Origin of the sequence: Nesterenkonia lacusekhoensis, from assembly GCF_017876395.1 — a bacterium.
GTDB lineage: Bacteria > Actinomycetota > Actinomycetes > Actinomycetales > Micrococcaceae > Nesterenkonia > Nesterenkonia lacusekhoensis.
The window spans coordinates 1,624,390-1,645,150 of sequence record NZ_JAGINX010000001.1; the positions used below are offsets into that span (position 1 = coordinate 1,624,390).

At 66.9% G+C, this 20,761-nt stretch carries 22 protein-coding genes and 1 pseudogene; 7 read left to right on the forward strand and 16 right to left on the reverse strand.

Translation table 11 applies throughout. The features are described from left to right. Nucleotides 1-94: 94 nt before the first annotated feature. Nucleotides 95-1,729 (reverse strand): ribonuclease J, encoded by a 1,635-nt coding sequence (locus tag JOF45_RS07680; protein ID WP_245324559.1) that lies wholly within the window; start codon nt 1,727-1,729, stop codon nt 95-97. 67 nt (nt 1,730-1,796) lie between these two features. After that, the gene (gene dapA / locus JOF45_RS07685) at nt 1,797-2,759 is read right to left on the reverse strand and encodes a 4-hydroxy-tetrahydrodipicolinate synthase (protein ID WP_210048878.1); all 963 of its coding nucleotides are present in this window, start codon (nt 2,757-2,759) and stop codon (nt 1,797-1,799) included. A gap of 19 nt (nt 2,760-2,778) precedes the next feature. On the opposite strand from dapA, the gene JOF45_RS07690 reads away from it, so the two are divergent. Then, nucleotides 2,779-4,017 carry a heparan-alpha-glucosaminide N-acetyltransferase domain-containing protein gene (locus JOF45_RS07690; RefSeq protein ID WP_210048879.1) on the forward strand — a complete coding sequence of 413 codons (1,239 nt, stop codon included), beginning with the start codon at nt 2,779-2,781 and terminating at the stop codon, nt 4,015-4,017. 70 nt (nt 4,018-4,087) lie between these two features. On the opposite strand, the gene JOF45_RS07695 is transcribed toward JOF45_RS07690, so the two are convergent. The 7 genes and pseudogenes from JOF45_RS07695 to JOF45_RS07720 all read right to left on the reverse strand — a co-directional run bounded on the left by JOF45_RS07695 (nt 4,088) and on the right by JOF45_RS07720 (nt 10,243). Then, nucleotides 4,088-5,533: a sugar porter family MFS transporter gene (locus JOF45_RS07695; protein WP_210048880.1), complete on the reverse strand. Its 1,446-nt coding sequence runs from the start codon at nt 5,531-5,533 to the stop codon at nt 4,088-4,090. A 167-nt stretch (nt 5,534-5,700) separates the two neighbouring features. Beyond that, complete coding sequence (locus JOF45_RS07700; protein WP_425352350.1) at nt 5,701-7,026, reverse strand: IS30 family transposase; 1,326 nt, start codon at nt 7,024-7,026, stop codon at nt 5,701-5,703. Beyond that, the gene (locus JOF45_RS07705; protein WP_342591505.1) at nt 6,971-7,735 is read right to left on the reverse strand and encodes a galactokinase; all 765 of its coding nucleotides are present in this window, start codon (nt 7,733-7,735) and stop codon (nt 6,971-6,973) included. The genes JOF45_RS07700 and JOF45_RS07705 overlap by 56 nt, the downstream gene beginning before the upstream one ends. Then, a pseudogene (locus tag JOF45_RS13515) lies at nt 7,721-7,867 on the reverse strand (GHMP family kinase ATP-binding protein); the annotation flags it as partial. The gene JOF45_RS07705 and the pseudogene JOF45_RS13515, both read right to left, overlap by 15 nt. Nucleotides 7,868-7,879: 12 nt before the next feature. After that, nucleotides 7,880-8,236, reverse strand: a complete 357-nt coding sequence (locus tag JOF45_RS07710; RefSeq protein WP_210048882.1) for a galactokinase family protein — start codon at nt 8,234-8,236, stop codon at nt 7,880-7,882. Between the two features lies 1 nt (nt 8,237). Beyond that, complete coding sequence (galT, locus tag JOF45_RS07715) at nt 8,238-9,401, reverse strand: galactose-1-phosphate uridylyltransferase (protein WP_210048884.1); 1,164 nt, start codon at nt 9,399-9,401, stop codon at nt 8,238-8,240. Then, on the reverse strand, nt 9,398-10,243 hold the full coding sequence (locus JOF45_RS07720) for a DeoR/GlpR family DNA-binding transcription regulator (RefSeq protein WP_210048886.1): 846 nt from the start codon (nt 10,241-10,243) through the stop codon (nt 9,398-9,400). Before JOF45_RS07720 ends, galT begins: the two co-directional genes overlap by 4 nt. A gap of 140 nt (nt 10,244-10,383) precedes the next feature. Here JOF45_RS07720 and dapB point away from each other — a divergent pair, with 140 nt between their 5' ends. Together dapB and JOF45_RS07730 are read left to right on the forward strand one after the other, a co-directional pair. Beyond that, nucleotides 10,384-11,145 carry a 4-hydroxy-tetrahydrodipicolinate reductase gene (gene dapB, locus JOF45_RS07725; protein WP_210048887.1) on the forward strand — a complete coding sequence of 254 codons (762 nt, stop codon included), beginning with the start codon at nt 10,384-10,386 and terminating at the stop codon, nt 11,143-11,145. An 18-nt stretch (nt 11,146-11,163) separates the two neighbouring features. Beyond that, a complete protein-coding gene (locus JOF45_RS07730) occupies nt 11,164-11,607 on the forward strand; it encodes a hypothetical protein (RefSeq protein ID WP_210048889.1) in 444 nt (147 codons plus the stop codon). A 140-nt stretch (nt 11,608-11,747) separates the two neighbouring features. Here JOF45_RS07730 and JOF45_RS07735 read toward each other — a convergent pair whose 3' ends face one another. Genes JOF45_RS07735 through JOF45_RS07750 form a run of 4 tightly spaced genes read right to left on the reverse strand, consistent with a single transcriptional unit; the run spans nt 11,748 to nt 14,742 of the window. After that, on the reverse strand, nt 11,748-12,248 hold the full coding sequence (locus JOF45_RS07735; protein WP_210048890.1) for a molybdenum cofactor biosynthesis protein MoaE: 501 nt from the start codon (nt 12,246-12,248) through the stop codon (nt 11,748-11,750). Continuing rightward, complete coding sequence (locus tag JOF45_RS07740; RefSeq protein WP_210048892.1) at nt 12,245-12,814, reverse strand: MogA/MoaB family molybdenum cofactor biosynthesis protein; 570 nt, start codon at nt 12,812-12,814, stop codon at nt 12,245-12,247. Before JOF45_RS07740 ends, JOF45_RS07735 begins: the two co-directional genes overlap by 4 nt. A gap of 16 nt (nt 12,815-12,830) precedes the next feature. Beyond that, entirely contained in the window at nt 12,831-13,322 is a 492-nt protein-coding gene (gene moaC / locus JOF45_RS07745) for a cyclic pyranopterin monophosphate synthase MoaC (protein WP_210048893.1), read from the reverse strand. Further along, nucleotides 13,315-14,742 carry a molybdopterin molybdotransferase MoeA gene (locus tag JOF45_RS07750; RefSeq protein ID WP_210048894.1) on the reverse strand — a complete coding sequence of 476 codons (1,428 nt, stop codon included), beginning with the start codon at nt 14,740-14,742 and terminating at the stop codon, nt 13,315-13,317. Before JOF45_RS07750 ends, moaC begins: the two co-directional genes overlap by 8 nt. 40 nt (nt 14,743-14,782) lie before the next feature. On the opposite strand from JOF45_RS07750, the gene moaA reads away from it, so the two are divergent. Both moaA and JOF45_RS07760 read left to right on the forward strand, forming a co-directional pair. After that, nucleotides 14,783-15,928: a GTP 3',8-cyclase MoaA gene (gene moaA, locus JOF45_RS07755; RefSeq protein ID WP_378578629.1), complete on the forward strand. Its 1,146-nt coding sequence runs from the start codon at nt 14,783-14,785 to the stop codon at nt 15,926-15,928. A 2-nt stretch (nt 15,929-15,930) separates the two neighbouring features. After that, nucleotides 15,931-16,278, forward strand: coding sequence for a MoaD/ThiS family protein (locus JOF45_RS07760; RefSeq protein ID WP_210048895.1), 348 nt, complete (start codon nt 15,931-15,933; stop codon nt 16,276-16,278). A gap of 56 nt (nt 16,279-16,334) precedes the next feature. Here the strand turns inward: JOF45_RS07760 and JOF45_RS07765 are convergent, their stop codons facing one another. Together JOF45_RS07765 and JOF45_RS07770 are read right to left on the reverse strand one after the other, a co-directional pair. After that, nucleotides 16,335-17,510: a Fic family protein gene (locus JOF45_RS07765; protein WP_210048896.1), complete on the reverse strand. Its 1,176-nt coding sequence runs from the start codon at nt 17,508-17,510 to the stop codon at nt 16,335-16,337. Between the two features lie 113 nt (nt 17,511-17,623). After that, on the reverse strand, nt 17,624-18,925 hold the full coding sequence (locus tag JOF45_RS07770; protein ID WP_210048897.1) for a M16 family metallopeptidase: 1,302 nt from the start codon (nt 18,923-18,925) through the stop codon (nt 17,624-17,626). 82 nt (nt 18,926-19,007) lie between these two features. Between JOF45_RS07770 and JOF45_RS07775 the strand changes: the two genes are divergently transcribed. Then, nucleotides 19,008-19,646 carry an NUDIX domain-containing protein gene (locus JOF45_RS07775; protein ID WP_210048898.1) on the forward strand — a complete coding sequence of 213 codons (639 nt, stop codon included), beginning with the start codon at nt 19,008-19,010 and terminating at the stop codon, nt 19,644-19,646. A 36-nt stretch (nt 19,647-19,682) separates the two neighbouring features. Here JOF45_RS07775 and JOF45_RS07780 read toward each other — a convergent pair whose 3' ends face one another. Then, a complete protein-coding gene (locus tag JOF45_RS07780; protein WP_342591435.1) occupies nt 19,683-20,177 on the reverse strand; it encodes a MarR family winged helix-turn-helix transcriptional regulator in 495 nt (164 codons plus the stop codon). A 101-nt stretch (nt 20,178-20,278) separates the two neighbouring features. Here JOF45_RS07780 and JOF45_RS07785 point away from each other — a divergent pair, with 101 nt between their 5' ends. Then, a complete protein-coding gene (locus JOF45_RS07785; RefSeq protein WP_188682525.1) occupies nt 20,279-20,713 on the forward strand; it encodes a DoxX family protein in 435 nt (144 codons plus the stop codon). Nucleotides 20,714-20,761 lie beyond the last annotated feature (48 nt).

Below are 20,761 nucleotides of genomic sequence, written 5' to 3' on the forward strand. Positions count from 1 at the left end.
CTGCGTTCAGGTCCGTGTGTTCGGCCTCAACGCAGGCCCGTGGTGCGCGACGGAGGCGGGGCGGCGGCCGGCTTCCGCCGCCCCGCCTCCGGCCTCAGGTCTCGACGACGACCGGGACGATCATCGGCTTCCGGCGCAGCTTCCGGTTGACCCAGGATCCGATGGTCCGGCGGACGATCTGCTGGAGCTGATGGGTGGTGTGCTCCTTGTTGTCCTGGATGGCCTCGGTGAGGGCGCGGGCGATCTTGGACTTGACGTCCTTGAAGACCTTGTCCTCCTCCGCCACGCCGCGGGCGTGGATGTCGGGGCCGGAGACGATCTGGCCGGTCTGGCGGTTGACCACCGTGATGACGGAGATGAAGCCCTCCTCCCCCAGGACGCGGCGGTCCTTGAGGTCGGAATCGGTGATCTCACCGATGGAGGAGCCGTCCACGTAGACGTATCCGCACTCGACCTGTCCGACGTGACGGGCGACGCCGTCGCGCAGATCCACCACGGAGCCGTCCTCACACACCAGGACCTGGTCCGGGTCCACACCGGTCTCCTCAGCCAGCTTTCCGTTGGCGATGAGGTGCCGGGTCTCGCCGTGGACCGGCATCGCGTTCTTAGGCTGAAGGATGTTGTAGGTGTAGAGCAGCTCGCCTGCGGAGGCGTGCCCGGAGACGTGGACCTTGGCGTTGTCCTTATGGATGACGTCGGCGCCCAGCTTCATCAGTCCGTTGATGACCCGGTAGACGGAGTTCTCGTTGCCGGGGATCAGCGAGGAGGCCAGGATGATGGTGTCTCCCTCACCGACCTGGACCTGGTGAGAGCCGTTGGCCATGCGGGACAGGGCCGCCATGGGCTCGCCCTGGGAACCGGTGGACATGAGGACGACCTCGCTGTCCGGCAGCTGGTCCACCTTCTTGATGTCGATGAGGATGCCCTCGGGCACATTCAGGTAGCCCAGTTTGGAGGCGATTCCCATATTGCGCACCATGGACCGGCCCACAAAGGCCACCCGGCGCCCGTGGGCCTCGGCGGCGTCGAGCACCTGCTGGACCCGGTGGATGTGGGAGGAGAAGCTGGCCACGATGATCCGGCGTTCGGACCGGCCGAAGACCTGCTCGATGACCGGGCCGATCTCCTTCTCCGGGGTGGTGAACCCGGGGACGTGCGCGTTGGTGGAGTCGGAGAGGTACAGGTCCACTCCCTCTTCGCCCAGCTTGGCGAAGTGGCGCAGGTCCGTGATCCGCCCGTCCAGCGGCAGCTGGTCCATCTTGAAGTCACCGGTGTGCAGCACAGTGCCGGCCTCGGTGCGGATGAACACCGCCAGCGCATCCGGGATGGAGTGGTTGACCGCCACGAATTCGCACTGGAACGGGTGGAGGTCCTCGATGTCGCCCTCCTTCACCGCCAAGGTGTAGGGCTTGATGCGGTGCTCCTGCAGCTTGGCCTCGATCAGGGCGAGGGTCAGCTGGGAGCCGATCAGCGGGATGTCGGGCTTGCGGCGCAGCAGGTAGGGCACTGCGCCGATGTGGTCCTCATGACCATGGGTCAGGACCAGTCCGACGACGTCGTCCAGGCGGTCTTCGATGTAGCTGAAGTCGGGCAGGATGAGATCCACGCCCGGCTGCTCCTCCTCGGGGAAGAGGACGCCGCAGTCGACGATGAGGATCTTGCCGTCGAGCTCGAAGACGGCCATGTTGCGTCCGACCTCCCCGAGACCGCCCAGCGGCACGATCCGCATGGTGCCGTTCTTGAGTTTGGGCGGGGTGCTCAGACGCTCTGCTGCCACGTAGGTTCTCTCCTTCAAATCAGAGGTTCCAGCCGGCCTCGCGGAGGTCTGCCAGAACCAGTTGCTTCTCCTGCTCATTGGCTTCCACCAGCGGAAGCCGGACGTCTGTATTGATGCCGAAGCCCAGCCAGTTCAGTGCCAGCTTGGAGGAGACGGCACCCTGGACGCGGGTCATCATGCCGCGGATGACCGGGCCCAGCTCGCCATGGGCGATCCGGGCCTCCTTGAGGTCATAGTTCAGCACCGAGTCGATCATGTGACGGAACGTCGGTGCGGCCACATGGCTGGTGACGGAGACGACGCCGGCCGCGCCCATGGCCATCCAGGCCAGCACGTTCTGGTCATCGCCGGAGTAGATCTCCAGGTCCGTCTTGGTCAGCACCTCAGTGGTGGCGGTAATGTCGTTCTTCGCGTCCTTCAGGCACATCACCCGGGGGTGCTCGGCCAGGCGGAGGATGGTCTCCGTGGCCACCGGGATGCCGGTGCGGCCGGGGATGTCATAGATCATCAGCGGCAGGTCCGCGGCGTCGGCCACTGCGGTGTAGTGGGCCAGCACGCCGTCCTGGCTGGGCTTGTTGTAGTACGGGGTGACCACGAGCTGGCCGTCGGCTCCGGCGCGCTCAGCACGCTTGGCGACCTCCAGGTCGTGGGAGGTGTGGTTGGTGGAGGTGCCGGCGATGATCTTCGCACGGTCTCCCACGGCCGACTTCGCAGCCCGGACCAGGCCTTCCTTCTCATCGTCCTCCAGAGTGGAGGTCTCCCCGGTGGTGCCGGAGACGACGAGGGCGTCGTTGCCCTCATTGACCAGCTTCTCGGCCAGCGCCTCGAAGGCCTCATAGTCGACGGTGTCGTCCTTGGTGAACGGAGTGACCATGGCCGTGATGAGATGACCGAAGTACGGGTCTGTCTGATCCGGGTGTTTGACTTCGCCTTCCGCCAGGTACGGGTCGAAGTCGTGCGTGGGCTCGTGGTGTCCTGCCATAGGAAGTAGCCTACCGTCTGTGAAGTCAGCCGACACTCTCAGACGCGGTTCCCGAGCAGGGACGAGGATCTCCGGGGTGGATGCGGCCCGCGGGCTGGCTCTGCTGGGCATGATGGCCGTCCATGTCCTGCCCACCACTGACCCGCTGACCGATGACCCCACCTGGGCCGGCATGCTGTTCACCGGTCGCCCGGCCGCACTGTTCGCCCTGCTGGCCGGCGTCGGGCTTGCGCTGCTGACCGGAGGCCCTGAGGCTGACCGCTCCGACGCTCGGGTGGCCTGGGACCGGAAGCTGATCACCGTGCGTGCCGGACTCATCGTGGTGCTCGGCATGGGGGCGGCGATGTTGGACTCCGGAGTGGCCATCATCCTGGTCCACTACGGGCTTCTGTTCCTGCTGGCCCTGCCGTTCCTGCGGCTGGGCGCCCGGGCGCTGTTCGCTCTGGCCACCGGCTGGGTGCTGGTCGCACCAGTGGCCTTCTGGTGGCTGCAGAACGATCTTCGCGATCGGCTGGAGGGCTTCCCGGACATGTGGCGGCTGTGGCACTCCCCCAGCTTCGAGGACCTGGCCGTCTCGCCGGTGCTGGGCATGGACCTGGCGCTGACCGGCTATTATCCGCTGCTGATCTGGCCGGCCTATCTCTTCACCGGACTGGCCATCGGGAGGCTGCGTCTGGACCGCAGCTCCACGGCGCTGAACCTGGTGGGCCTCGGAGCCATCCTGGCCGGGGCCGGGTATCTGGTGGGCCGACTGATGATGCCGGGCGTGGCCTCACGCATCCTGGAGGATCTCCCGCTGCAGGAGCGCTACCTGCGCGGCGAACTGCTCACCGGCACCCACCAGGTGCCGCTGGTGACCGACCCCGGGTGGTTCGGCCTGGTGACCCCGCATGAGGGCTCCACAGTGGACCTGGTACACACCATCGGCTGCGCCATGCTGGTGCTCGGCGTCTGCCTGCTGGTGACCGAACGGCTCAGATGGGTGCTGGCCCCGCTGATCGGGGCAGGGGCGATGCCGCTGAGCCTCTACGTGGGCCACCTGATCGTCCTGCATCTCTGGAGGGGAACCGACGACGACGGTGGCCCGGTCCTGGGCGCCCCCGACCTCCTCCGCGACTACGACGGGACGACGATCCTCACCGGTCTGATCCTGGGAGCGCTGGGACTGGGACTGGTGAAGGCGCTGCTGCGCCGCCGCGGACCACTGGAGGCGCTGACCCATCGGGCCAGCGCCTCCGTGGCGGGGCCGCGTCCCTGAGGGACACGGCCAGCATTGATCAGGATTCACTGATCAGGGTTCAGCGTGCTGAACCGTCAGTGCTGAACTGTCAGCGTGCTGCGCGCTGGTAGGCGCCCTCCTGCATGTCCTCCAGCTCGCGGCCCTTGGTTTCCGGGACCCACTTGAGCACGAAGATCAGGGAGATCAGCGCGACCACGGCGTAGAGGCCGTAGGCGAAGACCAGCGACAGCTCGGCCATGTAGGGGAAGAACAGGCTGATGACGAAGTTCGCCAGCCAGTTGAACGCCGCAGTGACGCCCAGGGCCACCGCACGGATGCGGTTGGGGAACATCTCGCCCAGCAGCAGCCACATGAAGGGGCCCCAGGTGGCGGCGAAGAAGGCCACAAAGAGGTTCGCGGCGATCAGCGCGATCAGGTTCCAGGGCTCGGGCAGGGTCACTGCGCCGTCGGCGGCATTCTGGACCTCAGCCTGGCTGAAGGCCAGCACGAGCACACCCAGCGTGACGGTCATGCCGGCCGAACCCACCGCCAGCGGGATGCGCCGGCCGACCTTGTCCACGATCACGATGCCGACCACGGTGAAGAGCACGTTGACCGAGGTGGAGATGATCTGGATGAGCAGGGACTGCTCCTCCGGGATGCCCACGGACTGCCAGAGCGTGTCCGAGTAGAAGAAGATCACGTTGATGCCGACGAACTGCTGGAAGACCGCCAGGCCGATGCCCACCCACACGATGGGCATGATCTTGCCGGAGGCCATCAGGTCCTTGAGCTTCTGCCGAGCCTCGAAGTTGATGGTCTCGCGGATCTCCGCGACCTTCTGATCCAGCTCTTCGCGGCCGGAGATTCCCACGATCTCGGAGAGGACCCTGCGTGCCTTATCCTCCTGGCCCATACCGACCAGGTAGCGCGGAGACTCCGGGATGGACAGGGCCAGCAGGCCATAGATCAGCGCCGGGACAGCCTCAGCGATGAGCATCCAGCGCCAGGTGTCCAGTCCCAGCCAGAACTCCGATCCGGCACCGCCGGCCAGATTGGCCAGGAAGGCGTTGGAGACGGCGGAGAAGAAGATGCCGAGCACGATGGCCATCTGCCACATCGAGCCCAGACGTCCACGCATCCGAGTGGGGGCGACCTCTGCGATATAGGCCGGGGCCAGCACGGAGGCCATACCGACGCCGATGCCGCCCAGGATGCGCCAGAGCACGAAGTCGAAGGCGGTGAAGGCCAGTCCGGAGAGGATGGCGGAGAGGAAGAAGAGGACTGCGGCGATCTGCATCGAGCGCACACGGCCGATGCGGTCCACGATGGGCCCTCCGACCCACGCGCCGAGCATCGCGCCCAGCAGTCCTGAGGCCACGGCGAAGCCGAGGCTGAGCTCGCCCAGGTCGAACTCCTCCTGCAGCGGCTGGACAGCGCCGTTGATCACGGCGACGTCGAAGCCGAAGAGGAAGCCGCCGAAGGCGGCCACCAGGACCACCCACGCCACGCTTCCGGAGTTCGTCTCAGACGATGTCGATCGTACTGATGTCATTCCAAGGTCTCCTCGTTGAGAGTCTTTCTGAGGTTCAGTTCCACACCGTGATCCAGGTCCGGACCGTGTTGCAGATCCGGACCGTCACTCGGTGATGCGGCGAGCCCCTGATGAGGGCTGCGCCGTCAGAGCCAGCGGCCTACTGTACTCCCGGTCACTGGCCGTATTCAACTGGTCGTCGCAACAGTGTGTTGTTGGACTGAGCGTAGTTGATCGGCGAACGCCTCGGCGGGAGTGCGCCACCCCAAGATCCCGCGTGGCCGGTTGTTCATGGCGGTGGCGATAGCTGCGATTTCGGTGGCGTTCCACCTGGAGAGGTCAGTGCCTTTCGGGAAGTATTGCCGAAGCAGACCATTGAGGTGCTCGTTGGAGCCACGCTGCCAGGGACTCTTCGCGTCAGCGAAGTACACCGGCAGCCCAGTCTCTTTCGTCAGCAGCGCATGTGCCGAGAGCTCTTTGCCGCGGTCCCAGGTCAAAGAACGGCGCAGCTGCTCAGGCAGATGGGTGATCGACTTCGCCAGAGCGTCTTTCATGGTCAACGCCCCATACCCCGCCAGTGCCGGGCCGTTCTTCGTTGGTCGAATTTGCCCGTACCCGGCCTGGCGGGGCAGGTGGACCAGTATCGCGTAGCGGGTGGTGCGCTCGATCAACGTGGCCACGGCCGAACGCTTCAGTCCGATGATCAGGTCACCTTCCCAGTGGCCGGCGATCTTGCGGTCCTCGACCTCCTTGGGGCGTTTCTGCAGCACGGTCTCGGCAGTGACATGAGCCCAGGCTTCCTGCCGTGTGCGGGCCCGGGGCATTCGCTTGGTGCGACCTCGGCGCAGGTGCCAGGACTGCTTCCGGGCAAGCCCGCCGCGGGATTCGACGTAGAGGGCCTGATAGATCGCCTCATGAGAGATCCTCATGGTCGGGTCATCGGGGAACTCCAGTGGCAGCCGCTTGGCAATCTGCTGCGGACTCCAGGCGGTGACCCATTCACGGTCCCCACGGTGGGGCTTGTTCTTTCCATCCCAGGCCGGGCCCTCGGGGCCGACAACTTCACCTTCGGCGGTGATGATCTCACCGCTGAGCTTGTCTTGGACGTACTGGCGCAGCCGGTCGTTGGTGACCATCTTCGCGGTCTTCGGACGGCGGGCGCGCCGCTCAGCATGCCACTGAGCAATCGAGGCCTTGTACTCCAGCTGATAGGTCCTGGTCGAGGCGTTACGCCGTAGCTCCCGTGAGATCGTCGATGGGCTACGCCCCAGCCGACGGGCGATCTCACGGACCCCGCTGTCTTGGGCTCGCCATAAAGCGATGTCCTCCCGTTCAGAGGAGGAGATATACCGTCCGGAAACAGTCGAGGCCAAGTGTGGATTCACGCCACCAGCATGTCGGAACCAACGGTGAGCTACAGGCTCGGAGACACCGGCGGCTTCACCGGCCTCTCGGGTCTTAGCTCCTGCAGCGATGGCCTGCCAGAACCGCACACGGTCCTCGCGCCAAGCCACCGTTGGGCGCCCAGGAGAGACGATCTGACCGCGATATTCCCTTGCCCTCTTCTGCCTTGGGCCAATGCCCATCGAACACCTCCATCAGGTAGGTGTTGCGACGACCACTTGAATACGGCCTGGCATTGGCTTCGGCTGCCGCGAGCAGCTTCGGAACCTCTTCGGAGGGCGCCAGGGCGATCACGCATCCGCCGAAGCCGCCTCCGACCTGGCGTGCTCCCAAGGCTCCGTGCTCCAGCAGCGCCTCCACCATGGTGTCGGTCTCCGGAACGGTGATCTGGAAGTCATCCCGCTGAGAGACATGCGATGAGGTGAGAATCACACCCAAGTCTGCGGGCCGGCCGGCACGCAGAGCGTCCCTGGCGGCCAGGACGCGGTCGTTCTCGGTGAGCACATGGCGGAGCCTACGCAGGATGGCCTCGTCCTCGGTGAGGCCCTCCAGGCGGTGAGCCAGCTGCTCGGCTGTGGTGCCGGCGTCGTTGAGCTCGCGCAGGCTCTGCAGCCCCAGCAGCTGGGCACCCTGCTCGCACTGGCGGCGTCGGGCGGCGTATTCGCCGTCGACCAGCCGATGTTCGGCCCGGGAGTCGATGACCATCAGAGACAGCCCGGCCTCCTCCAGGACGAAGGGCACCTGCTCGACCTCGAGGCTGCGGGTGTCCAGCAGCACGGCATGGCCCTGCTCGCCCGCCAGGGAGGCGACCTGGTCCATGATCCCGCAGGGCATCCCCACGAAGTCGTTCTCCGCTCGCTGGGCCAGTCCGGCCAGCTCCAGCCGGTCGATCCGGTGCCCGCCCAGCTCAGCGCCGGCCAGCCCGACAGCGCACTCCAACGCCGCCGAGGAGGAGAGACCTGCTCACACCGGCACAGTCGAGTCCACCTGCAGATCCAGGCCGGGCACCCGGTACCCCGCCTGCTCCAGGGCCCAGAGGGTGCCGGCCACATAGGCGGCCCAGCCGTCGACCTCGCCCGGGGCCAGCCCGTCGAGGCTGAACTCCACGGCAGCGCCGGACTGGTCGGTGTCGGACTGGTCGGTGTCGTCGCGGGAGGACCGGACGGTGACCCTGCGGTCGTCACGGACCGCGGCGGCCACTGTGGTGGTCTGCGACAAGGCGAAGGGCAGGACGAAGCCGCCGTTGTAGTCGGTGTGCTCGCCCATGAGGTTGACCCGGCCCGGAGCGGCCCAGGTCCCCTGTGTCATCTTCTCGGCCATCTCAGGCCTCCTCTTCTGTGCTGGCGGTGCCGGCTGCCGCTGGGTCTGCTGCGGCTGGGTCTGCTGCATCCTCGGCGAGGTCGCGCAGACGCTGGGCCATCTCTTCGGGAGCGATGTCGTTGATGAACACGCCCATGCCGGACTCGGATCCGGCCAGGTACTTCAGCTTGTTCTCCGCCCGTCGGATGGAGAAGAGCTGGCAGTGCAGACGCATCAGGCCCTGGGAGGCTGAGCGCGGAGCCTGCTGCCAGCCGGAGATATAGGGCAGTCGGCCGCTGAAGAGCCGGTCGCCGCGGCGGAGCATGTCCAGGTACAGCTCGGCGAAGTCGTCGCGCTCGGCCTCGGTGAGCTCGGGCAGCCGTTCGATCGGCCGGTTGGGCCAGATCTGCAGCTCCACAGGCCAGCGGGCCCAGGCGGGGATGAAGGCGGTCCAGTGCTCAGTGCGGCGGACGATGCGGCTGCCCTCAGCCTGTTCCGCGGCGAGCACGTCGGCGAACAGGTCCGAGTCCCGGCGCTGGCGGTAGCTCTCTGCGGAGTCCAGGATCCGGCGGGTCCGAGGAGTGATGAAGGGGTAACCATAGATCTGACCGTGGGGGTGGTGCAGGGTCACCCCGATCTCCTCACCCCGGTTCTCGAAGCAGTAGACCTGCTCCACTCCGGGCATCTGCAGCAGCGCCTCGCTGCGGGCGGCCCAGGCGTCGACCACCGTGCGCATGCGCGTGGTGGTGGCCTGTGCCAGCTGGGAGGTGTGGTCATCGGTGAAGCAGACGACTTCGCAGCGCCCCGAGCCGGGCTGGACCAGTCCGGCGGCCTCCTGCTCGGCGTCGCTGGTGCTCAGCAGGTCCGCGGGGACCGGCTCGTCGCCGCGGAAGGAGGGGAAGCGGTTCTCGAAGACGGCGACGTCGTACTGGGCCTGCGGGATCTCGCTGGCGCGCTCCGGGGTGGAGGGGCACAGCGGGCACTGGTCGCTGCTGGGCAGATGGGTGCGGTTCTGCCGAGCCGCGGCGATGGCCACCCACTCCTGGAGGAAGGGGTCGAAGCGCATCTCGTTGCCGCCTTCGGGCCGGGTGATCTCCCGGGGGTCCTCGACGGTCCGCTCGCGCGGCTCGTCGTCGAAGAAGAAGATGTCCCGCCCGTCGGCGAGATGGGCGTGGGTCAGATTCATGGACGGCTCCTCGGGGTGGGCTGTTCGGATGCGGTGTGGGCTGATGTGGTCCGGGCTGATGTGGTCTGGGCGAGGACCACGTGGTCGACGTGCTCCTGAAGCTCCTGCTGGGCCTCGCGGCTCAGGCCGGCGTCGGTGATCAGCGTATGGATCTCCTCCAGCGCGGCGTAGGTGGCGATGCCGACCACTCCCCATTTGCTGTGATCGGCCAGTGCCACTGCGCGCTGGGCGGTGCCGATCAGCGCCCGGTTGGTCTCAGCCTCGAGAAGGTTGGGGGTGGTGAAGCCTGTGCGGGCGGAGAAGCCGTGCGTGCCGAAGAACAGCAGGTCCAGGTGCAGGGTCTTCAGCGAGTTCACCGCCAGCGGCCCGACCAGGGCGTCGGAGGGGGTGCGCACTCCCCCGGTGAGGATCACGGTCTGGCTGTCGCCGGCGCTGTGGAAGGTGTCTGCGATGCGCGGCGAGTTCGTCACCACGGTCAGATCGGGCACGGCGGTCAGCCGCTGGGCGAGGGTCCAGGTGGTGGTGCCGGCGGAGAGCCCCACGGACATCCCAGGCTCGACCAGGGCGAGGGCCTCCTGTGCGATCGCGCTCTTCTCGGCCTCCTGCTGGAGGAACTTGGCTTCGAAGCCGGGCTCCTCGGTGCGGTGATGGGGTTCGGCATCCTCTGCGGCCACTGCTCCGCCGTGGACCTTGGCCAGGTGGCCTGCGGCCGAGAGAGCATCGAGGTCTCTGCGGATGGTCATATCGGAGACCTCGAAGCGGGCCGCGAGATCGGAGACGCTGAGGGCTCCTTCGGCTTCGATGAGGCTGCGGATCGCCGCTCGCCGTTGAGCTGCCAGCACGCCGTGTCCTTTCTGTCTGTGGTGTGTGACGCTGATCTGAGATCAGTGTCTTCTGAGATGTGACGGCCATCATTAAACACCATGTTTCAACAGAATCCAACAGAAATGAACATGGATCGTTGGGCGATAGTCTGGTCCCTATGAGTGAAGCAGCCATTCGTACAGCCGTCCTGGGTGCCCAGGGACGCATGGGAGCCGAGGCCGTGAAGGCCGTCGACAATGCCGAGGACATGGAGCTGGTGGCCGCGCTGGGCCGCGGCGACTCCCTGGAGATGGTCCTGGAGGCCGGAGCCACCCACCTCGTGGACCTGACCGTCCCAGACGTCACCGAGGACAACGTGCGCTTTGCCGTGGAGAACGGACTGCACGCCGTGGTCGGGACCACCGGCTGGGACGGCGAGCGCCTGGAACGCTTGGAGACCCTGCTGCAGCAACACCCTGAGGTCGGCGTGCTGATCGCCCCGAACTTCGCCCTGGGCTCCGTGCTGGCCTCCGCCTTCGCCGCGAAGGCCGCCCAGTACTTCGAGTCCGCAGAGATCATCGAGCTGCACCACCCCGAGAAGGTCGACGCCCCCTCCGGCACCGCGGCTCGGACCGCCGAGCTGATGGGACGCGCCCGGCGAGAGGCCGGCGTCGGGCCCTCCCCGGACGCCACGCAGAAGGACCCTGACGGTGCCCGCGGTGCCGTGGTGGAGGATGTCCACGTCCACTCGGTGCGACTGCGCGGTCTGGTGGCCCATCAGGAGGTGCTGCTGGGCTCGGCCGGCGAGCAGCTGAGCTTCCGGCATGACTCCTTCGATCGCGCCTCCTTCATGCCCGGCGTGCTGCTGGGCCTGCGCACCGCCGCCTCCCGGCCGGGTCTGACCCACGGGCTGGACGGCTATCTGGACCTGGGCCTCTAGGCCGGAGAGGACTCAGACGTGAAGGCGAAGTTCTGGACGGGTGTGATGATCACCCTGCTCACCATCTTCCTGGTGGGTGCGGTCATCAGCGCCTCCCGCTTCCTGCGGACCGATGACCTGCTGGCCCGCGGCATCGGTGTGGGCGCACTGCTGCTGGTGCTCATCGGCGCCTGGGTGCTCTGGCGCGAGATCTCCTTCGGCTGGAGGACAGAACGCCTGGGCCGGATCCTCGACGCCGAAGACGGCCTGCCCGAGGACACAGTGGAGCGCTCCCCCGGCGGCCGGGCGGACAAGGCCCAGGCCGACGAGCAGTTCCGCCGCTACGCCGCCGAGGCGGAGGCGCACCCCGAGGACTGGCGCAGCTGGTTCCGGCTCTCCATCGCCTACGATGTGGCCTCCGACCGGACCAGGGCGCGGAAGACCATGCGCAAGGCCATCGAGATGGAGAAGTCTTCGCGCTGAGGGTGCGGGCCGGCCGGATCGCGTACCCCGTTGCCGGCCGGATCGTGTACCCCATTGTCGTGAATGGAGTACGCGATCCCCGTATTCACCACAACGGGGTACGCAATTCGGCAGGTTACTCAGCGTGGGGGCGCGTGGTCCTACAGGCCTACCCATTCTCTGGTGCCGTCTGCGAAGAACTGCTCCTTCCAGATGGGCACCTCAGCCTTGATCTGCTCCACCAGGTCGGCACAGGCCGCGAAGGCCTCCTGCCGGTGCCCGGAGGCCACGGCCGCCACCAGGGCGTGATCGCCGATCTCCAGGCCGCCCACACGGTGACCCACCCACACGCGGATGCTCTCATGCTCGGCGGCCAGCCCGAGGGCGACCTCCTTCAGTCTCTGCTCCGCACTCGGGTGGGCCGTGTAGTTCAGCGTATGGACCGGCTGGCCGGCGTCGTGGTTGCGCACAATCCCGGAGAAGACGACGACGGCGCCCGCCCGCTCCGACCAGGCCTGCGCCTCCGCCTGGGCCGGGTCCAGGGGCTGCTCGCCGAGGAAGGCGGCGACCACCCGGTCCTCGGCGCTCTCCGCCGACTGCTCGGCGGTCAGGCCTTCACGGTTGAGCAGCGAATGATCGTCAGACTCTGCCGCAGCACTCATCCGGCCGCTCCGCCCAGGCCGTCCCCGCGGCCGTCGCCGCCCCAGGCATCATGCCTGCGGATGTCAGCCACCTGGTCGCACAGGTGCGGGAGCAGCTCGGACAGGACCTCCATGCCTTCGCGGACTGCCTTCGGCGAACCCGGCAGGTTCACGATGACCGTACCTTCGGCCACGCCGGCCATTCCGCGGCTGAGCGCGGCCAACGGCGTGTTCTCCCGGCCATGGGCGCGCACCGCCTCCATGATTCCGGGGATCTCCTTGTCCAGCAGCGGCTTGGTGTACTCCGGAGTGAGGTCATCGGGGGTCAGCCCTGTGCCGCCGGAGGTGATGATGACCGCCGGGGCGATCTGGACCAGCAGCTCGGAGAGCGCAGCGAGCACGCCCTCCCCATCCGGGATGAGCACCGGGGGCCGGCAGCCGAAGCCGATGGACTCTGCGAATTCGGCGATCACCGGAGTGGATTCGTCCTCGCGGACTCCGGTGGCCGCCCGGCTGGAGACGATCACTGGGGCGATCACCCGGTCACTGGCCTCCGAACTGTCAGCAATCTCTGAGCTGTCGGTCATGTCTGTCCCATCCTGATCACTCATCGCGGCTCCACTCCCCACTGGCCCCGCCGGTCTTGGACAGGACCTTCTGGTCGCCGATCACCGCAGACTTGTCCACGGCTTTGATCATGTCGTAGAGGGTCAGAGCGGCCACAGAGGCGGCGGTGAGCGCCTCGATCTCCACGCCGGTGCGGGAGGTGGTCTTGACCTCTGTGGTGATCAGCACGCTGGCGGCGTCGGGGGTTCCCAGCTGGAAGTCCACGGTCACCTTGGCCACCGGCAGAGGGTGGCACAGCGGCACCAGCTCCGGGGTCTTCTTGGCCGCCATGATCCCGGCGATGCGCGCGGTGCCCAGCGCATCGCCCTTGGGCAGGCCGTCCTGGCCGAGCAGGCCGATCACCTCGTCGGTGGTGGTGACCACGGCCTGGGCTCGGGCGGTGCGGGAGGTGATGTCCTTGCCGGAGACATCCACCATGTGGGCGCTGCCGTCGGCACGGACGTGGGTCAGGTGTGAGGTCTCAGCCATGAGCCTTCCTTCCGGTCAGCAGGATCGCTTCGCGCACGGTGCCGGGGGCCAGCTCCGTGTCGTCTTCGAGGATCTCCAGCAGGGCGTCCGCCTGGGCCAGGCTGCCCAGCAGGTGTGAGCTCGGCCCGCCCACGGTCTCCACCACATCCTCAGCGGTGAACCGGACCCGGCGGAACTGCCGCAGACCCGCCGGGGAGCTCAGCTGCTCGTCCACCCGGACCTTCACGCGGCGCTGCGGCGGGCAGACCGAGCCGACGGCGGCCAACGCCGGCCGGACCAGAGTCTCCAGGCTGACGGCGCAACTGACCGGGTTGCCCGGCAGGGCCACCACCGCCAGCGGAGGGTCCTCCCGGGCGGGGCTCTCCACGTGGATCAGTCCCCAGCCCTGAGGACCGCCGGGCTGCTGGGCCACGGAGCCGAACTCCACGCCCCGTGAGCCCAAGGCTTGGCGGACCACCTCGTAGGCGCCCTTGCTGATGCCGCCGGCGGTGACGATCACATGCGGATGGTGCAGTGCCACGAGGGCCTCGAGATTCTCCATGAACCAGCTGGGATCATCAGTGCCCACTCGGGCGGTCTCCACGGCGCAGCCGAAGGTCTCCAGCGTGGCGGCGATCAGCGAGGAATTCGCGTCATAGAGCTGACCGGGACGCAGGACGGAGCCGGGGGTACGGACTTCGTCGCCGGTGCTGAGCACCAGGACCTTGGTGCGGGTCACCAGCGTCACCTCGGTGACCCCGCAGGCCGCCAGCACGCCCAGCCGGGCGGGGGTGAGCACCATGCCCTGCTCCAGCAGCGTGTCCCCCACGGCGATGTCGGAGCCGGCCCGGCGGATGAACCTCCCCGGCTCCAGGTCAGCCGGGATCAGTCCGAGGAACTCCACACTGGTGCCGGTCTCCAGGGGCGATTCGGCAGGTTCGGTCTGGTAGAGCTCAGTGCTCATCAGCAGCGGGGCCTTATAGCCGAAGAAGCGATGCTTGCGGTGGTGCGGGGCCTCCGGCTCCGGTTCCTCGGGCAGCTCCATGTGGTCGAAGGAGCCTGCTGTGGTCTTCTCCACCGGGATGACCAGATCCGCGCCTTCTGGGATGGGGGCACCGGTCATCACCGCCATGGCGGCACCGGGCGGGAGCTCGGCGTGGTCGGAGCCGGCGGCGACGGCCCCGGCCAGCGGCAGAGCGGCCCGGCCGGCGTCGTCGGGGGTGATGTCGTGGATCCGCACGGCGAACCCGTCCATCTGCGAGTTGTCGAACCCGGGCAGCGGGATGGGGGCGGTGAGGGTCTCAGCGGCCAGCCGGCCCACCAGTCCGCTGGTGGAGAGCTGGACGGTCTCGACGGCGCGGCTGCTGATCGCGGCACCCAGCACGTCGGTCAGCCGCTGGATGTGCGTCTCCACGGAGGCGCGTTGGGAATCGGAGGACATGGGCTCCAGTCTACGTACCGCAGACCTCTAGACTGGAGGGATGACTGGATCGGCTGCACCGGTTGCCCTGGGGATGCCCTCGCTCCCCCGCGACGTCGACGGGGCTGACCCCGCCCAGGGCCTGATGGACTCCTTCGGGCGCCGAGCCACGGACCTGCGGATCTCGCTGATCGATAAGTGCAATCTGCGCTGCACCTACTGCATGCCTGCCGAGGGCCTGCCGTGGCTGAAGAAGGACCAGCTGATGACCCCGGATGAGATCCGACGTCTGGTGCGGCTGGCGGTGGAGACCCTGGGCATCCGGGAGCTGCGCCTGACCGGCGGAGAGCCGCTGGTCAGGGCCGACCTGCTGGAGATCATCTCCGGGCTGCGTGCGGATCACCCGGATCTTCCGATCGCGATGACCACCAACGCGATCGGTCTGGAGAAGAAGGCCCAGGCGCTGGCCGACGCCGGACTGAGCCGGATCAACGTCTCCTTGGATTCGCTGCACCGGGAGACCTTCGCTCAGCTGACCCGGCGGGATTCGCTGGACAAGGTGCTCACCGGGGTGGAGGCCGCTGCCCAGGCCGGGCTGACGCCGCTGAAGATCAACGCGGTGCTGATGCGCGGCATCAATGACCGGGAGGCCCCGGAGCTGCTGGCCTGGTCCTTGGAGCAGGGCTATGAGCTGCGGTTCATCGAGCAGATGCCCCTGGACGGCGAGGAGAACTGGAAGCGCGAGGGCACGGTCAGTGCCGCCGAGACCCGTGAGCTGCTGTCCCAGCGGTTCCGGCTGGTCCCGTCGCAGGAGAACCGCGACGGCGCCCCGGCCGAGCGCTTCGACGTCTATGAGCCGCACGGCGGTGACAAGGACGACGATGACAAGCACGACGCCGGCGCACACGGTGCCGGTACGTTCCTCGGCCGGGTGGGGGTGATCGCCTCGGTGACGGAGCCGTTCTGCGCCGACTGCCGGCGCACTCGCATCACCGCGGAGGGCCGGGTGATGAGCTGCCTGTTCTCGAATGAGGAGTTCGACCTGATGCATATTCTGCGGGACCCGGAGGCCACCGACGCCGATGTGGCCCAGCGCTGGGCAGAGGCCATGTGGGTCAAGCCCGCCGCCCACGGCACGGACCGGCCCGGTTTTGAGCTGGAGTCCTTCCACCGGCCGGGACGTTCGATGAGCGCGATCGGAGGCTGAGCATGAGCACAGAGACCACAGCTTCGGAGAATGCGGCTGGGCAGAACACAGCACCCGACGCCGACGCCGGCACCACCACTGGCGCGGTCACGGTTGGAATGGTCACAGTCCGCTTCTATGCCGGCGCAGCTGAGGCCGCCGGAACCGAGGAACGTCAGCTGGCGCTGAGCGAGGATCAGGGGCTGGATGAGTTCCTGGCTCGGCTGCCGGAGCTGATCGAGGCGCCGTCGCTGGAGCGGGTGTGCTCGCGCAGCTCATTCCTGGTCAACGGCGTGCGCACCAAGCGTGAGAGCGGCACCCTCTCCCCCGGCGACCAGCTGGATGTGCTGCCTCCGTTTGCCGGGGGTTGAGGGCCGACGGGTCTTGGGGCGTCTCGGCCTAAGCCACCCCGTTCAGGGCATCGCGATCAGAGAGAGTTCAGAATCTCCATAACGTGCCGAGAGATATAGAGCCGCTTATAGTCGCTCTGCCCCACCTGCTCTACGAGGTTTAGGTCTGTCAGCTTACGCACTGCGTTACTCGCCGCCTGATGAGTGACCTCGTAGCGACGAGCGACCGCAGCCACGTCAAAAATGGGAGTTTCGATCAGATCACCTGCTATACGTGTGGCGATGCTCCGGTCCTTCGCTTCCCGCAGTTGGTTCAGCATGCTTTCTCGGAGCGCCAGCAGGTCCTTCATGGTATTGGTTGTCGCTTCTGCCTGTTCAGCCACACCACGAAGAAAGAACGTCAGCCACTCTTCAACGGCTCCTGTCTGACTCACCGCCAGTAGAAGGTCTATATATTCATCACGCCGCGGCTCAAGCCAGGACGCCAGATTCAGCACCGGGTAATCGAGCAGACCTTGGTCTATGAGCTGGAGCGTGACCACCAGACGACCGATGCGCCCGTTTCCGTCAGAGAACGGATGCAGGGTCTCAAATTGGTAGTGCCCCAGCGCCACCCGCACCAGAGGATGGATACGTTCAGCAGTGTTGATCCACTTTTCCCATGATGAAATCCCTTCGTCCAACGCCTCTCCCGGCGGCGGCGGGACAAAGCGAGCGTCCTGGACAGACCGGCCGCTGCCACCGATGAATACCTGCCTCTGTCGGATCTGTCCGGAGTCATAGGCTTCCCCTCGTGTGCCCTTCACCAGGATGAGCTGGAGCTCTTCCAGCAGCCGTCGGGAAACGGGGCGGGTCTTGAGCAGCTCCAGTGAACGGTCCGCCGCATCCAGGTAGTTTCGAACCTCACGGACTTGAGCGCTTGAAGCCTTCTCATCCAGATAGTCCGCCTCCATGACCTCCTCCAGAGACGCGTATGTCCCTTCGAGGGCTGAGGTCGAGACCGCTTCACGAGACAGTGACGGCCGGACGAGCCACTGTGGATTGGGAATCAGGGACAAGAACGCGTTGAGCCCACCCAGCGCACGATCTGCCTTTCCGAGCGTGAGCTGAACGTCGGGGTTGAGGGTCAGCTCAAGGGGCAGATCGTGTGGGAGGAAGGCATGGGTCTCCCAGCTCTTTTGGGTTCTAGGATCTACACCTTGAATACGACGGAGCGTGCCTGGCGCTTCCGGACTGAACTGCTCTGGCTTCACAATGTAAGCATACGAGGGTTTTACTTACATTTACAGGAGGAGAATGTAAGTCCTCTTGGAGCAGCTGAACCGCCTTCCAAGGAGAAGACCGATTTTCTTGCAAAGCCCCAGCGTCAGCTCGGCGCCACCACGGTCACCGCGCGCGGGGATTCCGCCATGCGGCGGCCCACGCGCAGCACGTCCTCGGCGGTGACCTGTTCGAGCTGGCTGAGGGTGTCGGAGATATCCACGAACTCGCCGCGGACCAGCTCTGCCCGGCCCAATCGGGACATCCGTGAGGAGGTCTCCTCCATGCCCAGCACTGTGCCGCCGCGCAGCTGACCCTTGGCTCGGGCGAGCTCCTCCTCGGTGACCGGCTCGGTGGCGATGCGTTCCAGCTCGGAGGTCAGCACGCCGGTGACCTGGTCGACCTTCTCCGGCAGGCAGCCGGCGTAGAGGCCGAAGTGGCCGGCGTCGGTGAAGGCTGCGGAGAAGGAGTAGGTGGAGTAGGCCAGGCCGCGGCGCTCGCGGACCTCCTGGAACAGCCGGGAGGACATACCTCCACCCAGCACCGCGTGCAGCACCGAGAGCGAAAATCGGTCCGGGTCGGAGGCAGATCCGCCGCGGCCGCCCAGGATGACCTGGGCCTGCTCGATCGGCTTGGTGATGGTCTCCACGCCTTCGCGCACCGAGATGAGCTCCTCGTGGCCCACCCGGCGTTCGGCCGGCGAGCCCGGAGTGCTGATGTCCCAGGAGGATCTGCCCAGCGCCTCGGTGATCAGGCGGCAGAGGTGGTCGTGGTCCAGGCCGCCGGCGGCGGTGATGACCAGCTCGCCGGGGGTGTACCAGCGCTTGAAGTGGGCGAAGACGTCCTCACTGGTGGCGGCCTTGATCTCCTCGGGAGTACCGCCGATGGGCCGGCCCAGCGGGTGGCCGTCCATGACCTGTTCGCCGAAGCGCTCGTGGGCCACGTCCATCGGGTCGTCCTCGTCCATGGCGAGCTCTTCGAGGATGACCCCGCGCTCGGTCTCCATCTCGGCCGGGTCGAGGGTGGCGGAGGTGACCATATCGGTCAGCACGTCCACGGCCATGGGCAGGTCGGTATCCAGCACTCGGGCGTAGTAGCAGGTGGATTCCTTGCCGGTCATGGCGTTGGATTCCCCGCCCACGGCGTCGAAGGCCGCGGCGATGTCCAGGGCGGAGCGTTGCCGGGTGCCCTTGAACAGCAGGTGCTCCAGGAAGTGGGTGGAACCGTGCTGGTGGTCAGCCTCGTCGCGGGAGCCCACTGCGATCCAGAACCCGATGGTGATCGAGCGCTGCGCGGGCATCTCCTCGGTCAGCACGCGCACTCCGGAGGGAAGGACGGTGCGCCGGACGGTGGAGCCGGGGTCGGCGTTGAGGATGCCTTCGGTATGGGGTTCGATCGTCACGCGCATAGGGAGTCAGGGTACAGGAACCCGCGACGCCGGCCCGGCGGGGGGTCTGCACAGAGGCCCCCGGACATGCATAGGGTGAGGTATGAGCATCCAGGACTCCCCCGCTGACCTGCCCGTTCAGAGCTCCGAGCGAGTGCTGACCACTCCGATCTTCGATGCGGTGGAGGACACCTTCGCCTTCGGCGAGCGCGGTGAGACGCTGCGCCGGGTCTACCTCAGACACCTCAGCGCCGTGGCTGTACTGGCGGTGGATGAGCAGGACCGGGTGCTGCTGATCAACCAGTACCGGCACCCGGTGCGGATGAAGCTCTGGGAGATCCCGGCGGGGCTGCTGGATGTGGACGGCGAACCCATGCTGGAGGCCGCGCAGCGCGAGTTGGCCGAAGAAGCGGATCTGCAGGCACAGACCTGGCAGACGCTCCTGGACTTCTACACCACTCCGGGCGCCAACAATGAGGCGATCCGCATCTACCTGGCCGAGGGGCTCACCGAGGTTCCTGAGGCTGAGCGCCATACCCGTGAGGCGGAGGAAGCTGAGATCACCACCGCGTGGGTGCCCCTGGCTGAGGCAGTCCAGGCTGTGCTGTCCGGCAGGATCCATAACCCGAGTGCGGCCAACGGGATCCTGGCTCTGCATGCGGTCCGCACCGGGGCCGGTAAGCTGCGCGACGCCCGGGCGCCCTGGGAGGATCATCCGCGGGCTGCTGAGATCCGCCCCTGAGGCTGGCTCACCAGCGGTCGACAGGGGCAGAGCTGCTCAGTCGTCGTCGTGCTTTCCGTAGACGGGTCGCAGCTCTCCGTCGGGGTCCAGGCGGCGAAGGATCTGCTCGGCGATCGTCCCGAGGTGGTCCACCTGCTCCTCGGTGAGCGGGTCCAGGACGTGCTCTCTCACCATCTCCACATGCCCCGGCGCGGCAGAACGGATCTTCTCCCACCCCTCGTCGGTGAGCCAGACATCGGTAGCCCGGCGATCCTCGGCTGAGGCGAGCCTCTCGACATAGCCGCGCTCCTCCAGCCGCTGGATCACATGGGAGAGCCGCGGCAGCGTCGCGTTGTTGGCCTTGGCCAGGAAGCTCATCCGGACCGTGCGCCCCTCCGTCTCCGAGAGCAGGGCGAGCACTCGGTAGTCGAAATGGGTCAGCCCCGCGTCACGCCGCAGCTGCGAATCCAGCAGGGGCGGCAACGCCTCCAGGATGGAGGCCAGCCGGGCCCAGGAGGACAGTTCACGGGAGGAGAGCCAACGAGTGTTCACTCTCTCATTATCCCGCATCAGCTTGTAGCTACAACTATTCATGCTCTACGGTTTTCGTTGTATCTACAACCTTGGCAACATCAACGAACAGGAGAGAGCCCGTGCGCCTTCTGGTGAACCCCTCGTCCAAGAGCCCCATCCTCACCGACCTCGCCCTGCTGGTGGCACGCGTCGCCCTGGGCATCATCCTCATCGCCCACGGCTGGCAGAAGTTCGATGAGTGGACCATCGCCGGAACCGGCGACTCCTTCGCGGGCATGGGCGTGCCGGCACCGTCTGTCACGGCAGGCGTAGTGACCTTCGCCGAGCTGGTCGGCGGCGCATTGCTGATCCTGGGCGTGCTGACCCCGCTGGTGGCACTGATCAACGTGATCAGCATGCTCAGCGCCCTGTTCCTGGTGCACCTGGAGGCGGGGATCTTCGTCGACGCCGGCGGCTACGAGTTGGTCCTGGCGATCTTCGCTGGGCTGATCATCCTCACCGCCCGCGGCGCCGGCCGCTTCAGCGTGGACCGACTGCTCAACCGGGCGGCCTGACGCCTGAGCAGCACCGTTGAAGGCCAGTTGGCCTGAGCCCTTGAGGCT